Annotated in this window: 13 protein-coding genes; 8 read left to right on the forward strand and 5 right to left on the reverse strand. The window is 69.6% G+C overall.

The features are described from left to right. Window positions 1-3: 3 nt before the first annotated feature. From AB0G15_RS10950 to AB0G15_RS10960, 3 genes are read left to right on the forward strand one after another with little or no spacing between them, the layout of a single operon-like run. On the forward strand, window positions 4-177 hold the full coding sequence (locus AB0G15_RS10950) for a Trm112 family protein (RefSeq protein WP_012888128.1): 174 nt from the start codon (window positions 4-6) through the stop codon (window positions 175-177). Continuing rightward, complete coding sequence (locus tag AB0G15_RS10955; protein WP_362837521.1) at window positions 174-1,280, forward strand: SIS domain-containing protein; 1,107 nt, start codon at window positions 174-176, stop codon at window positions 1,278-1,280. The genes AB0G15_RS10950 and AB0G15_RS10955 overlap by 4 nt, the downstream gene beginning before the upstream one ends. 47 nt (window positions 1,281-1,327) lie before the next feature. Further along, window positions 1,328-2,257 (forward strand): cation diffusion facilitator family transporter, encoded by a 930-nt coding sequence (locus tag AB0G15_RS10960; RefSeq protein ID WP_362837523.1) that lies wholly within the window; start codon window positions 1,328-1,330, stop codon window positions 2,255-2,257. Window positions 2,258-2,350: 93 nt separating this feature from the next. Here AB0G15_RS10960 and AB0G15_RS10965 read toward each other — a convergent pair whose 3' ends face one another. From AB0G15_RS10965 to AB0G15_RS10975, 3 genes are read right to left on the reverse strand one after another with little or no spacing between them, the layout of a single operon-like run. Next, complete coding sequence (locus tag AB0G15_RS10965; RefSeq protein ID WP_362837525.1) at window positions 2,351-3,058, reverse strand: response regulator transcription factor; 708 nt, start codon at window positions 3,056-3,058, stop codon at window positions 2,351-2,353. Then, window positions 3,055-4,224, reverse strand: a complete 1,170-nt coding sequence (locus AB0G15_RS10970; protein ID WP_362837527.1) for a histidine kinase — start codon at window positions 4,222-4,224, stop codon at window positions 3,055-3,057. The genes AB0G15_RS10965 and AB0G15_RS10970 overlap by 4 nt, the downstream gene beginning before the upstream one ends. 35 nt (window positions 4,225-4,259) lie before the next feature. Next, window positions 4,260-4,601 carry a MerR family transcriptional regulator gene (locus AB0G15_RS10975; protein WP_362679218.1) on the reverse strand — a complete coding sequence of 114 codons (342 nt, stop codon included), beginning with the start codon at window positions 4,599-4,601 and terminating at the stop codon, window positions 4,260-4,262. A gap of 221 nt (window positions 4,602-4,822) precedes the next feature. Here AB0G15_RS10975 and ahcY point away from each other — a divergent pair, with 221 nt between their 5' ends. Beyond that, complete coding sequence (gene ahcY / locus AB0G15_RS10980) at window positions 4,823-6,250, forward strand: adenosylhomocysteinase (RefSeq protein ID WP_362837529.1); 1,428 nt, start codon at window positions 4,823-4,825, stop codon at window positions 6,248-6,250. A 236-nt stretch (window positions 6,251-6,486) separates the two neighbouring features. Then, complete coding sequence (locus AB0G15_RS10985; protein WP_362679225.1) at window positions 6,487-7,728, forward strand: adenosylhomocysteinase; 1,242 nt, start codon at window positions 6,487-6,489, stop codon at window positions 7,726-7,728. A gap of 37 nt (window positions 7,729-7,765) precedes the next feature. Here the strand turns inward: AB0G15_RS10985 and AB0G15_RS10990 are convergent, their stop codons facing one another. Further along, window positions 7,766-8,395 (reverse strand): DUF305 domain-containing protein, encoded by a 630-nt coding sequence (locus AB0G15_RS10990; protein ID WP_362837531.1) that lies wholly within the window; start codon window positions 8,393-8,395, stop codon window positions 7,766-7,768. A 182-nt stretch (window positions 8,396-8,577) separates the two neighbouring features. Between AB0G15_RS10990 and AB0G15_RS10995 the strand changes: the two genes are divergently transcribed. Further along, complete coding sequence (locus tag AB0G15_RS10995; RefSeq protein WP_362837533.1) at window positions 8,578-9,999, forward strand: hypothetical protein; 1,422 nt, start codon at window positions 8,578-8,580, stop codon at window positions 9,997-9,999. 278 nt (window positions 10,000-10,277) lie between these two features. Continuing rightward, complete coding sequence (locus tag AB0G15_RS11000) at window positions 10,278-11,663, forward strand: hypothetical protein (protein ID WP_362837535.1); 1,386 nt, start codon at window positions 10,278-10,280, stop codon at window positions 11,661-11,663. Between the two features lie 198 nt (window positions 11,664-11,861). Here the strand turns inward: AB0G15_RS11000 and AB0G15_RS11005 are convergent, their stop codons facing one another. Next, window positions 11,862-13,076, reverse strand: coding sequence for an RDD family protein (locus AB0G15_RS11005; RefSeq protein WP_362837537.1), 1,215 nt, complete (start codon window positions 13,074-13,076; stop codon window positions 11,862-11,864). Window positions 13,077-13,113: 37 nt separating this feature from the next. On the opposite strand from AB0G15_RS11005, the gene AB0G15_RS11010 reads away from it, so the two are divergent. Further along, window positions 13,114-14,109, forward strand: coding sequence for a stage II sporulation protein M (locus tag AB0G15_RS11010; RefSeq protein WP_362837539.1), 996 nt, complete (start codon window positions 13,114-13,116; stop codon window positions 14,107-14,109). The last annotated feature ends 34 nt before the right edge of the window (window positions 14,110-14,143 follow it).

Consider the following 14,143-nt stretch of genomic DNA (forward strand, 5'->3'; position numbering starts at 1 on the left):
CGAGTGAAGATCGACGACTGGCTGCTGGAGATCCTGGCCTGTCCCAACTGCAAGTCCCCCCTGCGAGCCGAACCCGAGGTGGACGAGCTGTCCTGCACCTCCGCGTCGTGCGGCCTGGTCTACCCGGTCCGGGACGACATCCCGGTCCTGCTGGTCGACGAGGCCCGTAAGTCGTGAACTGGGAGCCCGATCGGCTCGACGACCAGAAACGGCTGACCGAGGGCGACCCGGCGGGCATGCTGCGGGCGGTGGCCGACTCGGCCGCGCAGGTCCGCACCTCCCGCAGGGCCGCCCTGGAGTCGGGCCTGTCCTCGCTCGCCCGGGACGGCCGGCCCCGGGCGGTCGTGGTCGCCGGCATGGGCGGCTCGGGCATCGCCGGTGACATCCTCGACGTGGTGTGCGGCCACGGTGCCCCGCTGCCGATCGTGACCGTCAGGTCCTACCGGCTGCCCGGCTGGGTCGGCGCGACCGATCTGGTGATCGCGGTGTCGCGCTCGGGCAGGACCGAGGAGACGCTCGCGGTGGCCGCCGAGGCCGTCCGCCGGGGCTGCCGCCTGCTCGCCGTCGGCGGGCCCGACTCGCCGCTCCACGCGATCGCCAGACAGGCGGGAGCGCCGTTCGTGCCCGTCCCGGGTGGCGGGCAGGCGCGCGCCGCGGTGTGGGCGCTGTCGGTCCCGCTGGTCGTCGCCGCCTCCGAGCTCGGCCTGGTCGAGGCCGGCGAGGAGGTGTTCGAGGAGGTGGCCAAGCGCCTTGAGGACCTCGCCCACCGCTGCCGCCCGGGGAGCGAGTCGTTCATCAACCCCGGCAAGTCGCTCGCCATGGAGCTCGCCGAGACCGTGCCGATGATCTGGGGGTCCTCCCCGGCGGCGGCCGTCGCGGCCCGGCGGTGGGCCGGTCAGCTCACCACGAACGGCAAGTACCCGGCGATGTGGGGAGAGCTTCCCGAGGCCGGCCACGACCAGGTGGCCGTCCTCGACGGCCCGCTCGCCCAGCGCGACATCTTCGCCGACGAGAGCGGCAGGTCGCTCCGGCTGTTCGTGCTGCGCGACGTGGAGGAGCACCCCCGGGTGATACGGCAGCGGGAGGTGTCGGTGCGGCTGGCGGAGGATCGCGGCGTCCCGGTCACGCAGATCGCCGCCGAGGGGACGCACCCGCTGGAGCGGCTCGCCACGTTGATCGCGCTCGGGGATTTCGCGAGTACGTACCTTGCTCTCGGGTACGGGATCGACCCGGCCACTGTGTCGGCGATCACAGAACTCAAGGCAAGGATTTCGCAATAGGATCCTTGTCTCGTCTTTCCTGACTAACGAGCTGAGCGGAGGCTGCCGTGAGCGCGGGCGGCGGTACTAAGGCAATCATCGCGGCGTTGGCGGCCAACCTGGCGATCGCCGTGGCCAAATTCGTGGCGTTCCTCTTCACGGGTTCGTCATCGATGATCGCCGAGTCGGTCCACTCGGTGGCCGACTCGGGCAACCAGGCGCTGCTGCTCCTGGGCGGCAAGCGCGCCCAGCGGGCGCGCACGCCCCAGCACCCCTTCGGGTACGGCCGGGAGCGCTACTTCTACGCGTTCGTGGTGGCGGTGGTGCTGTTCACCATCGGCGCGGTGTTCTCGCTCTACGAGGGCTGGCACAAGCTCTCCCACCCGGAGCCTCTGAGGACCCCCGCATGGGCCTTCGGCGTGCTGATCTTCGCGATCATCGCCGAGTCGTTCTCGTTCCGGACGGCGATCATCGAGTCCAACCGCGTCCGGGGCAACCAGTCGTGGGTGCAGTTCATCCGCCGTTCCAAGTCGCCCGAGCTGCCGGTCATCGTCCTCGAGGACCTGGGCGCGCTGCTCGGCCTGATCTTCGCGCTCTTCGGCGTGACCATGGCCGTGGTGACCGGCAAGCCGATCTGGGACGGCATCGGCACCATCATGATCGGTGTCCTGCTCGCGGTGATCGCGGTCGTCCTGGCGATCGAGACCAAGTCGCTGCTGATCGGCGAGGGCGCCGGGCCCGAGGTCGAGACCCGCATCGCGGACGCCCTGGAGAGCGCGCCCGAGGTGAGCCGGGTCATCCACATGCGCACGCTCCACCTGGGCCCCGAGGAGATCCTGGTCGCCGCCAAGATCGCGGTGGACCACGACGACACGGCCGCCGACGTGGCCCGCGGCATCGACGAGGCCGAGCAGCGCATCCGCGCGGCCGTCCCGGAGGCCCGCGTCATCTACCTGGAGCCCGACCTCGACAGGAGCAGCGTCAACGGCCCCGTCTGATCCCGGAGCCCGCCGGTTCGGAGAGGCGGGGATCCCGGCGTGTGCGCGCCGGGATCCCCGTGCTCTTCAGACGCGTGGGACGCCCCGTGCTCTTCAGACGCGTGGGACGACCAGGCCCGACTCGTAGGCGTGGATCACCGCCTGGGTGCGGTCGCGCAGGCCCAGCTTGGCCAGCAACCGGGCCACGTGGGTCTTCACCGTGTGCTCGGTGACCACGAGGTGTGCCGCGATCTCGGCGTTGGACAGCCCCCCGGCGACCAGGCGCAGCACCTCGGTCTCGCGCGGGGTCAGCGGGCTGCCGGTCGGTATCGGCCGCCGCTGCCGGGAGAACTCCGAGATCAGCCGTCTGGTGATCTTAGGGGCGAGCAGCGCGTCGCCGCGCGCCACGATCCTGACCGCCTCGGCCAGGTCGTTCGCCCGGACGTCCTTGAGCAGGAACCCGCTCGCCCCCGCGGTGAGCGCGTCGTACACGTAGTCGTCCAGGTCGAACGTGGTGATGATGATCACTCTGGTCGCCTCGGTCTCCAGGATCCGGCGGGTCGCCTCGATCCCGCCTATCCCGGGCATCCGGACGTCGAGGAGGGCGACGTGCGGGTGGGTCTGCCGTGCCAGCCGTACGGCCTGTTCCCCGTCGGGGGCGGTGCCCACGACGCTGAGATCGGGCTGCGCGTCGATCACGGCGGCGAACCCGCGCAGCACGATCGGCTGGTCGTCGGCGATCAGCACCCGGATCGGCGTGCCCGCCGCCCCGCGGTCGTCGCGAGTGCGGCCGGGGGAGGGGTCTTTCCCGGGGACGGTCATTCCAGCGGGAGCCCGGCGTGGATCAGGAAGCCGCCCGCCGGCCCGGGGCCGGCCTCGAACCAGCCGCCGAGCGCCAGGGCGCGCTCGCGCATGCCGACCAGGCCGTGCCCGTTCTCCGTGTCTCCCGAGGGGCCGGGACCGTCGTCGGTGATCCGCAGCACCAGCAGGGCCGGGCGGTAGGTCAGCTCGATCGACACCCGGGCGCCGGGCGCGTGGATCCTGGCGTTGGTCAGCGCCTCCTGGACGATCCGGTAGGCCGAGACGTCCACGGCATGGGGCACCGTCACCTCCTCGCCGACCACGTCGAGGTCCACCTCGCCGTCGTGGTGTTCGACCAGTTCCGGGAGCAGCGCCAGTCCCGGTTGCGGCGCGGTCTCCGGGGCGGACGTGACGTCGGCGCGCAGCACGCCGAGCAGGCGGCGCATCTCGGTGAGCGTGTTGCGCGCCGAGGAGGCGATGTCGGCGAACTCCCGCTTGGTCTGGTCGTCCAGGTCCTTGAGGGTGTAGGGCGCTGTCTCCGCCTGAACGGCGATCATCGAGACCGAGTGGGCCACGATGTCGTGCATCTCCCGCGCGATCCTGGCCCGCTCGGCCATCGCCGCTTGTTTCCTGAGCGTCTCCAGGTTGTCGGCCCGTACCTCCCTGACCTCGGTGCGGCTCCGCCGCATGTCGGCGATGAGTGCCGTCGTCACGGCCACGCCCACGATGACCATGAGCAGTACCAGGCCGCTCCGGGACGTGTCCAGGAAGAGGAGGACGGAGGCGCCGGAGACGCAGGCCGCCACCAGCCACGCACTCCATCGGCCGAGCCGGCGGAGAACCGTGTAGTAGGAGAGGACGACCGAGACGCCGATCGTCAGGACGAGGACGGGGCTGTGGACCGCGCCGCACACGGCCGCTCCGGCGCTGCCGAACAGGACGAGGGCCGCGGACGCCCAGGGCCTGTCGCGGCGGACGGCCTGCGGGGCGGTGGCCAGCAACGCGGTGACCAGCAGGGGCACCCCCCTCGCGATGGAGTCGTAGTCCGCGAACATGGCCGCCACGAACGCGGTTCCCGAGAGGACGACGGCGACGGCGATGTCCGTGAGCGGAGACTCGATGACCCTCCGGCTGTCGAAGGAGGCGACCTGCTGCTCCGCGCGGGCCAGCCCGGTGAGGAAATCCATGCCGGGAATCCTGCCAATCGTGAGGTGCGTCGTCGTCATCCCTGGGAGCGACGTTGGAGCAGGCGCAGCGCCTTCTCCTTCTCGAAGTCCAGTGCCCTGCGGGGTGCCTGCAGGCGGCCGATCCGCAGCCCCAGCTCCCGTACGGCCTGCGCGACCGCAGGCTCGCTCAGCGCCCGCAGCGCGAAGGCCAGCTCGGCGGGGGAGACGTCGAACCGCTTCTCCAGCTCGAGGCTCTGGGCGACGGCCGAGAGTTCGTCGGGGCCGAACCGCCGGTGCGCGCCCTGGTTCCTGACCGGGGGGAGCAGGCCGAGTGCCTCGCGGTAGCGAAGCATCCGGGGGGACATGCCCAGCCTGCCGGCGGCCTCGGTGATCCGCATCGGTGACCTCTTTCCAGCGGTTTTGCGGGAAACCTTACATTCTTGTGTCAGGTTACCCGTTCAGAAGGTGCGCGGAGGTGCTTCGGCCGCCTAAACTCGCAGGCGTCGACTGTTCCGATGGAACGGCGAGCCCGGCCCCGGAGCGAAGCCCGATCGCGAGACGAGCGCGACGGGCGAGGGTGTGAGGCGAACGCCGCCATCAACCAGAGGGGTAACCACACATGGACTTCAAGGTCGCCGACCTTTCTCTTGCGGCCTTCGGGCGCAAGGAGATCCAGCTCGCCGAGCACGAGATGCCGGGCCTGATGGCCGTCCGCAAGGAGTACGCCGCGTCCCAGCCGCTGGCCGGTGCGAAGATCATGGGCTCGCTGCACATGACCATCCAGACCGCCGTGCTCATCGAGACCCTGGTCGCGCTCGGCGCCGAGGTTCGCTGGGTGAGCTGCAACATCTTCTCCACCCAGGACCACGCCGCCGCCGCCGTGGTCGTCGGTCCGGAGGGCACCCCGGAGAACCCCCAGGGCGTCCCGGTCTTCGCCTGGAAGGGCGAGACCCTGGAGGAGTACTGGTGGTGCACCGAGCAGGCCCTGACGTGGCCCGGTAACGACGGCCCCAACATGATCCTCGACGACGGCGGCGACGCCACCATGCTCGTCCACAAGGGCAGCGAGTACGAGAAGGCCGGCGCCGTGCCCAGCACGGGCGAGAACGACCCCGAGGAGTGGGGCGTCGTCCTCGACCTGCTCCGCCGCACGGTCACCGACGAGGGCCGCTGGACCCAGGTCGCCTCCCGCATCAAGGGCGTCACCGAGGAGACCACCACCGGCGTGCACCGCCTGTACGAGATGTTCAAGACCGGCACGCTGCTCTTCCCGGCGATCAACGTCAACGACTCGGTGACCAAGTCCAAGTTCGACAACAAGTACGGCTGCCGCCACTCGGTGATCGACGGCCTCAACCGCGCCACCGACGTGCTGATCGGCGGCAAGGTCGCGGTCGTCGCCGGATACGGCGACGTCGGCAAGGGCTGCGCCGAGGCGCTCAAGGGCCAGGGCGCCCGCGTCATCGTCACCGAGATCGACCCGATCTGCGCGCTCCAGGCCGCCATGGACGGCTTCCAGGTCACCACCCTGGAGGAGGTCGTCGGCATCGCCGACATCTTCGTCACGACGACCGGCAACTTCGACATCATCACGGCCGACCACATGGCCCAGATGAAGCACAACGCGATCGTGTCCAACATCGGTCACTTCGACAACGAGATCGACATGACCGGCCTGGCGCGGATTCCGGGCATCGAGAAGACCGAGATCAAGCCGCAGGTCCACACCTGGCGCTTCCCCGACGGCAAGCAGATCATCGTGCTCGCCGAGGGCCGCCTGATGAACCTGGGCTGCGCCACCGGCCACCCCTCGTTCGTCATGTCCAACTCCTTCACCAACCAGGTGATCGCGCAGATCGAGCTGTTCACCAAGACCGAGGACTACCCGGTCGGCGTCTACGTGCTGCCCAAGCACCTGGACGAGAAGGTCGCCCGCCTCCACCTCGACGCCTTGGGCGTGAAGCTCACCAAGCTCACCAAGGCCCAGGCCGAGTACATCGGCGTGGACGTCGAGGGCCCCTACAAGTCCGACCACTACCGTTACTGACACCTTCGGTCGACTTCCACCGGCCCCCGCGGCTTCGCGGGGGCCTTCGGGCGATCCGGGTTCCGGATTCCGGAGTCCGAGGTTTCGGTCTCCGGAATCCGAGGTTTCGGAATCCGAGGTTCCGGAGTTCGACGTCCCGGGGTCCCGGAGTTCCGGGGTCCCGGAGTTCGAGGTCCCGGGGTCCCGGGCGATCCGGGGTCCCGGCAATCTGAGGTTCCGGCAATCTGGGGAGAGACGTGGACAGCGCTCTGGTGGCCGAGGGAGAGCTGAGGATCGGGTGGGCGGCGCGGGCGATGCCGGTGCTCACCGCCCTCGGTGAGCGGTTCGCCGCCGAACGGCCCTTCGAAGGGCTGCGGATCGCCGCGTGCCTGCACGTCACCGCCGAGACCGCCGTGCTCATGGGCACCCTCAAGGCGGGCGGGGCCGAGATCGCCCTGGCCGCGTCGAACCCCCTGTCGACCCAGGACGACGTCGCCGAGGCGCTCCGCGAGTACGGCGTCGTCGTGCACGCGCAGGCCGGGGTGACCATGGACGCCTACTACCGTCACATCCACCAGGCGCTCGACATCGTCCCGGACATCGTCCTGGACGACGGCTGCGACCTCGTCAACATCCTGCACACGGAGCGGACCGAGTTGCTGGAGACGGTCTCCGGCGGGTGTGAGGAGACCACCACCGGGATCATCAGGCTCCGCCAGATGGCCGCGGAGAAGGCCCTCAGGTTTCCCGTGGTGGCGGTCAACGACACGCGGACCAAGCGGATGTTCGACAACCGCTACGGCACCGGCCAGTCGACCATGGACGGGATCATGCGCGCCACGAACACCCTGCTCGCGGGCAAGACCGTGGTGGTGGCCGGATTCGGCTACTGCGGCCGGGGCGTCGCCGAGCGGGCCAGGGGCCTGGGGGCGCGGGTCGTGGTGACCGAGATCGACCCCGTCAAGGCGCTGGACGCCTCGCTGCAGGGCTACGACGTACGGTCGATGGCGGCGGCCGCCCGTGCCGGGGACGTGTTCGTCACGGTCACCGGCAACCGCGACGTGATCAGGGGCGAGCACCTGGCGGAGATGAAGGACGGCGCGATCCTCGCCAACGCCGGGCACTTCGACGTCGAGATCGACGTCCGCGCCCTGGACGACCTGGCGCACGCCGTCCATCGGGGGGTGCGCCCCAACACCGACGAGTACGTCCTCGCCGACGGCCGCAGGCTCCTGCTGCTCGCCGAGGGCCGCCTGGTGAACCTGACCGCCGCCGAGGGGCATCCGGCCGCGGTCATGGACATGTCCTTCTCCGCGCAGGTGCTCTCGGTGGCGTGGCTGGTCCGCGAGCGGGCGCGGCTGGAGCCGGGGGTCTACGACGTGCCGGGGGAGGTCGACGTGGAGGTCGCGCGGCTCAAGCTGGCCGCGGCCGGGATCGAGATGGACGAGCTCACCCCCGACCAGGAGGAGTATCTCCACTCCTGGCGGCTCGGCTCGTAGTCACGCTCCCGGGCGTCGCCGCCTGAGCCCGCCGTCGTCAGAGCTCGGCCCGCATCTCCTGCATCCTGCGGATCTCGGCGCTCTGGCCGGCCGAGACGTCGTTGGCCAGCTCCTCGATCCGCTGGTGCGAGCCGGAGATCAGCACCTGCTCGGACATCTTGAGCGCGCCCTGGTGGTGGGCGGTCATGAGCTGGATGAAGAGCCGGTCGAAGTCCTTGCCCGAGGCGGCCTTGAGCGCCTCCATCTGCTCGGGCGAGGCCATGCCGGGCATGGCGTCGTGCTCGGCGTGGTGCTCGGGGGCCCGCAGGCCCTGCTGCTGGAGCCAGGAGATCATGAACTGGATCTCCGGCCCCTGCGAGTCCTTGATGCGCGAGGCGAGACTCTTCAGCCTGACGTGCTCACCCCGGGTCGGGGCCAGAGAGGCCATGTCGAGGGCCTGGCGATGGTGGACGACCATTTTCTGGACGTACGTCACGTCGGCAGCGTTGGGGGTGGGAGTGGGCACGAGCGTGGCGGCCTCGCTCGGGCCGACGGTCCTGGCGACCTCGCCCGGCCTGCCGGGAACGATGATCGGCGCCGACGCCTGAGGCGACGGGGCCGGCTCGGGCTCGGAGCTGCACGCGCCGAGGGACAGGGCGGCGATCACGACGATGAGCGCGACGCGCACCCGGCCTCCTTCGTGATTGTCCAGTGACGAAAGACCGTAACCCCTGCGGGGCCGGTCCGTAAAGACCGCACACCGGCAACAGTTACTGACACTGTGACGGCTTGCCGGATGACCGTACACCATGAACCATTTAAGCATTTATGCACCTTTTATTTGGGTGCATGTGTCAAGGAGGTTCACGAGTGTCCACCCCCCTCGGGAAGGGCCTGACCGGCCGCTTCCTGTTTGTGGCCGGGGTTGCCGTCGCGACGGCGCTGGCTGCGTTCCCCGCGCAGGCCGCCGATATCCCGGCTCCCGGCGAGATCGCCAAGAGCGCGAACATCGAGCACGTCCTGAACGTGCCCAAGCCCGGTCCGCTGACGGACATCAACACCGACATGGCGTTCCAGGGCGACTACGCCTACGTCGGCAACTACACCGGTTTCTCGATCTACGACATCAGGAAGCCGAGCAAGACCTCGCTGGTCAGCTCGGTGGTCTGCCCCGGCGGGCAGATGGACGTGTCGGTCTACGGCGACCTGCTCTTCGGCGCGGTCGACTCCTCCCGCAACAACGACTCCTGCAGCAGCGTCGGCCAGAGCGCGGCGAACAAGGAGTCGTGGGAGGGCATCCGGATCTTCGACATCAGCGACAAGAAGAACCCCAAGTACGTCAAGGCCGTCGAGACCAACTGCGGCTCGCACACCCTGACGCTCGTCCCGGGCAAGGGGAGGGACCGCAAGAACGTCTACGTGTACGTCTCCTCCTACAGCCCGAACGCGTCGTTCCCCGACTGCCAGCCGCCGCACGACAAGATCTCGATCATCAAGGTGCCGCTGCGCGACCCGGCGTCCGCCTCGGTCGTCGCCACCCCGGTCCTGTTCCCCGACGGCGGCAACCCGGGTGAGACCCTGCCCTACCCCGAGCGCACCTCGGCCACGAGCGGCTGCCACGACATCACCGCGTACCCGGAGAAGAACATCGCCGCCGGCGCCTGCATGGGCGAGGGCGTCCTGATGGACATCTCCAACCCGATCGAGCCGAAGGTGACCACCACGGTCCGCGACGACCAGAACTTCGCGTTCTGGCACTCGGCGACGTTCAACAACGAGGGCACCAAGGTGATCTTCACCGACGAGCTCGGCGGCGGTTCCGCGGCCACCTGCAACGAGGCGATCGGCCCGAACCGCGGCGCCAACGCCTACTACGACATCGAGAACGGCCAGCTCACCTTCAAGAGCTACTTCAAGATCGCTCGCCACCAGGCCGACACCGAGAACTGCGTCGCGCACAACGGCTCGCTGATCCCGGTCAAGGGCAAGGACATCATGGTCCAGGCCTGGTACCAGGGCGGCATCTCGGTCGTCGACTTCACCGACTCGGCCAACCCGCAGGAGATCGCTTTCTTCGAGCGCGGCCCCGACAACACCGCCCCCGCGCTCAGCGGCGGCTTCTGGTCCGCGTACTACTACAACGGCCACATCTACGGCAGCGACTTCAACCTCGGCCTTGACGTCCTGAAGATCCACGACCGGCGTACGGACAAGGCGGAGAAGGTCAAGTTCGACATCCTGAACGCGCAGACCCAGGCGTCCTACCGCGGTGGCCACGGCCACGGTCACTGATCTCTGAGGGCGGTCACGGCCATCGACCTATGACGACGGCCACGGCCACCACCCGGTGACGGCCACCGGGCGCTCGACGGGCGCCCGGTGGCCGTCCTGTGTGCGGAAAAAGCCCAAAGATCACAGAAAGGGCATAGACCCTAAACTTTTCTCGAACTCCCGTAAAGAGTTCATCTCATATTTTATTGTGACAAAGTCATGCTGCGTCGATCCGGCTGTCAGGAGGGGTGATTTGCTAATTTATGCATGCCTTATGTCTGCTCCAAGGAGGCATCCGAGTGTTCGCTCCCCGAAAGACCGTCCGGGCATTGGTGGTGGCGGCGACTGCCGCCGCGATGCTGATGTCCACGGTCTCGGCCCAGGCCGCCGACATTCCCCCGCCCGGTGAGATCGTCACCAGCCCCAACGTGACGCACGTGGGCACCCTGCCCAAGCTCCCCGGCCTTGAGGCCACCACCAACAGCGACATCGCCTTCCAGGGCGACTACGCCTACGTCGGCAACTACGGCGGTTTCTCGATCTACGACATCAGGAACCCGAGGCGCGCCAAGCTCGTCAGCGGCGTCCTGTGCCCGGGCTCCCAGATGGACGTGTCGGTCCACGGCGACCTGCTGTTCGCCGCGGTCGACAACTCCCGCAACGACGACTCCTGCAACAGCGTCGCCCAGCCCGCCAGCGTCAAGGAATCGTGGGAAGGGGTTCGGATCTTCGACATCAGCGACAAGAAGAACCCCAAGTACATCAAGTCGGTCGAGACCAACTGCGGTTCCCACACCCTGACACTCGTTCCCGGCAAGTCCAGGGACCGGCGTAACGTCTACCTCTACGTCTCCTCCTACAACCCGAACGCCACGTTCCCCGACTGCCTGCCGCCGCACGACAAGATCTCGGTCATCAAGGTGCCGCTGCGCAATCCGACCGCCGCGGCCGTGGTCAAGACGCCGGTCGTCTTCCCCGACGGCGGCAACGAGACGCAGCCGGGCCTGCTGCTGCCGACCAGCGGCTGCCACGACATCACCGTCTACGCGGAGAAGGACATCGCGGCCGGAGCCTGCATGGGTGACGGCGTCCTGTTCGACATCTCCGACCGGGAGAACCCGGTGATCACCGCGCGGGTCACCGACCCGAACTTCGCCTTCTGGCACTCGGCGACGTTCAACAACAAGGGCACCAAGGTCGTCTTCACCGACGAGCTCGGCGGCGGCGGCCAGGCCACCTGCAACGAGGTGATCGGCCCGAACCGCGGCGCCAACGCCTACTACGACATCGTCCGCGGCAAGCTGGTCTTCAAGAGCTACTTCAAGATCGCTCGCCACCAGGCCGACACCGAGAACTGCGTCGCGCACAACGGCTCGCTGATCCCGGTCAAGGGCAAGGACATCATGGTCCAGGCCTGGTACCAGGGCGGCGTCTCCTTCGTGGACTTCACCGACTCCACCCAGCCGAAGGAGTTCGGCTTCTTCGAGCGCGGCCCCGAGCCCGACGGCGGAGGCGGCGGCATCTGGTCCGCGTACTACTACAACGGCTACATCTACGCCAGCGACTTCCGCAGGGGACTGGACGTCCTCAAGATCGACGACCGTCTCACCGACCCGGCCAAGGGCGTTCGCCTGGACCGGCTGAACGTGCAGACCCAGGCCTCCTACGGCGGCCACGGTCACTGACGCGCGGTCGCCCGCGAGGGCGAGCGGCACCGATGAGACACCCCTAGCGGCTTCGCGGGTCTCGTGAGGAGAGGGGCGGCGGGTCTCCCGCCGTCCCTCTTCGCGTTCCCGCGGCGCCGTCGACGTCACGCCCGTACGGCAGCGCCGGCGGGGGTCCGAGAAAAATCCGAGGGAACGAGGGAGATCCGAGGGGAGAGGTCAGGCGGGAGGGACGAACCCGCCGGGCGTGAGGCCGCCGGGCTCCCGCGTGGAGGGCCCGGCCGCGGGCGGCGGGGGTGCCGGGTGCGGCGGGTTCGCCGGGGGCGGCAGCGGGATCCGCGGCTGCGGCGGCCGGTGGTCGGGCCGGTGAGGCCCGGGCACCGACCCGGGAGGCGCGTACGGCCCACCACCGGCGTACGACCCGTTTCCGTCCCCTGAGGGCGCGTACGGCGGGGGTGGCGCGGCCGGGTAGGGCTGGAGCGACGGCGGGTGAGCCTGGTGGGACGGGGGTGCGCCGTGACCGGACTGCCGCTGACCGGCCCACTGCTCACCGGGCCGCTGCCCGTCGTGCCACTGCTGACCGGGCCGCTGACCGGCCCATTGCTCACCGGGTCGCTGCCCGGCATGCCACTGCTCACCGGACCGTTGCCCGGCATGCCACTGCTCACCGGACCGTTGCCGGTCGTGCCACTGCTGGGCCAGACGCGCCTGCTCGCGGCGGCGGCGCTCGGCCAGCACGGCGGTCAGGTAGGCGAACGGCGGCACGCCGGGCGGGGCGGGCGGGGACACGAAGGCCGACATCTCGGTGGCGATGCGCACGCCCATCTCGTGCTGGACGGCGGGGGCCAGGTCATGCCAGCGCATGAGGTACTGTCTCGCGGTGGCCGCGACCTGCTCGGGCAGCCGTGACAGCTCCAGCGTCGCCGCCCACGATGCGAGCGGCGGCGGCATGTCCAGCGGCGGCCCGTACTGCCGCGGGACGCGTTCGGAGATCACCATGGTGCCGGAGAAGACGTCGCCGAGCCGCTTGCCCTTCTCCGAGATCAGCGAGCTGATCAGCGCGGGGGCGCCGCTGAGCATCCAGAACTCCAGGACCCCCGCCAGCCCGCGGAACAGGGCCTGCCGGAACCGCTCGGGGCCGCCGTCGTCGCTGACGACCCGGAGCCCCAACGCGAGCTTGCCCAGACTGCGCCCGCGCGTGAGCGTCTCGAAGGCCACCGGGTAGCCGACGACCACGAGCACGGTGAGCACGATGTAGACCATCGTCGTCAGTGCCGAATCGTTCAGGAACCCCAGACTGCCGACCAGCAGGGAGGCGCCGAACAGCGTCACGACCTGGAGCGTCAAGTCGATCAGCAGCGCCGCGGCCCTGCTCGGAAGCTGGGCGATACGGACCTCGACGACGACGGCCTCGCCGGTTACGACATCGGACACAATCAGCACCCTACCTTCGACTGGATAGGCTGCCCGCGTGGACATCGACGCCTTCGTCACCGCGCACCGGCCCGCCTGGGACCGTCTCGAGGAACTGGTCCGGCGGCGCGGCTCGCTGGACGGCGCCGAGGTCGACGAGCTGGTCGACCTCTACCAGCGGGTCGCCACGCATCTCTCCCTCGTCCGCTCGGCCTCCGCCGACCCGATCCTGGTGGGCCGCCTGTCGGCGCTCGTCGCCCGCGCACGCTCCGCCGTGACCGGGGCGCACACCCCGGCCTGGCGGGAGTTCGTCCGCTTCTTCACGGTCTCCTTCCCGGTGGTCGCCTACCGGGCCCGCTGGTGGTGGCTGGCCACGAGCGTCGCGTTCCTGCTGGTCTCCACGGTCGTCGCCGTCTGGGTGGGGCAGAACCCCGATGTCCAGGGGGCGATCGCCACCCCCAAGGAGATCACCCAGCTCGTCGAACACGACTTCGCCGACTACTACTCGGAGAACCCGGCGACCTCCTTCGCCGGGCAGGTCTGGGTCAACAACGCCTGGGTCTCGATGCAGGTCATCATCATGTCGATCTTTCTGGGCCTGCCGATCCCCTACATCCTGTGGGAGAACGCGTTCAACGTGGCCGTCTCCGCAGGGCTGATGGCCTCGCGCGGCAAGCTCGACATCTTCTTCGGCCTGATCACCCCGCACGGCCTGCTGGAGCTCACCGCGGTGTTCCTCGCCGCGGCCGTCGGCATGCGCCTCGGCTGGACGGCCGTCGACCCCGGCCCGCGCAGGCGTGCCGAGGCCCTGGCCGAGCAGGGCAGGGCCGTGATGAGCGTGGCCCTCGGCCTGGTCGTGGTGCTGCTCGTCTCGGGGCTCATCGAAGGCCTGGTCACGCCTTCGGGACTGCCGACCTGGGCGCGGATCGGCATCGGGGTGGTCGCGGAGGCGGCCTTCCTCGCCTACGTGATCTTCTTCGGCCGCCGGGCCGCGGCCGCGGGCGAGAGCGGCGACGTGGAGCGCGCCCCCGACCTGGCCCCCAGCGCCGGTTGAGCGCCGCGCGGCTCAGAGCCACCCGGCCGCGCGC

The organism is Streptosporangium sp. NPDC023825 (assembly GCF_040639575.1).
In the GTDB taxonomy this organism is placed as follows: Bacteria; Actinomycetota; Actinomycetes; order Streptosporangiales; family Streptosporangiaceae; genus Streptosporangium.

Coding starts and splice junctions, on each gene's coding strand:
- AB0G15_RS10965 (WP_362837525.1), bottom strand. CDS start 3,058: ATGACCGTCCCCGGGAAAGACCCCTCCCCCGGCCGCACTCGCGACGAC.
- AB0G15_RS10970 (WP_362837527.1), bottom strand. CDS start 4,224: ATGGATTTCCTCACCGGGCTGGCCCGCGCGGAGCAGCAGGTCGCCTCC.
- AB0G15_RS10975 (WP_362679218.1), bottom strand. CDS start 4,601: ATGCGGATCACCGAGGCCGCCGGCAGGCTGGGCATGTCCCCCCGGATG.
- ahcY (WP_362837529.1), top strand. CDS start 4,823: ATGGACTTCAAGGTCGCCGACCTTTCTCTTGCGGCCTTCGGGCGCAAG.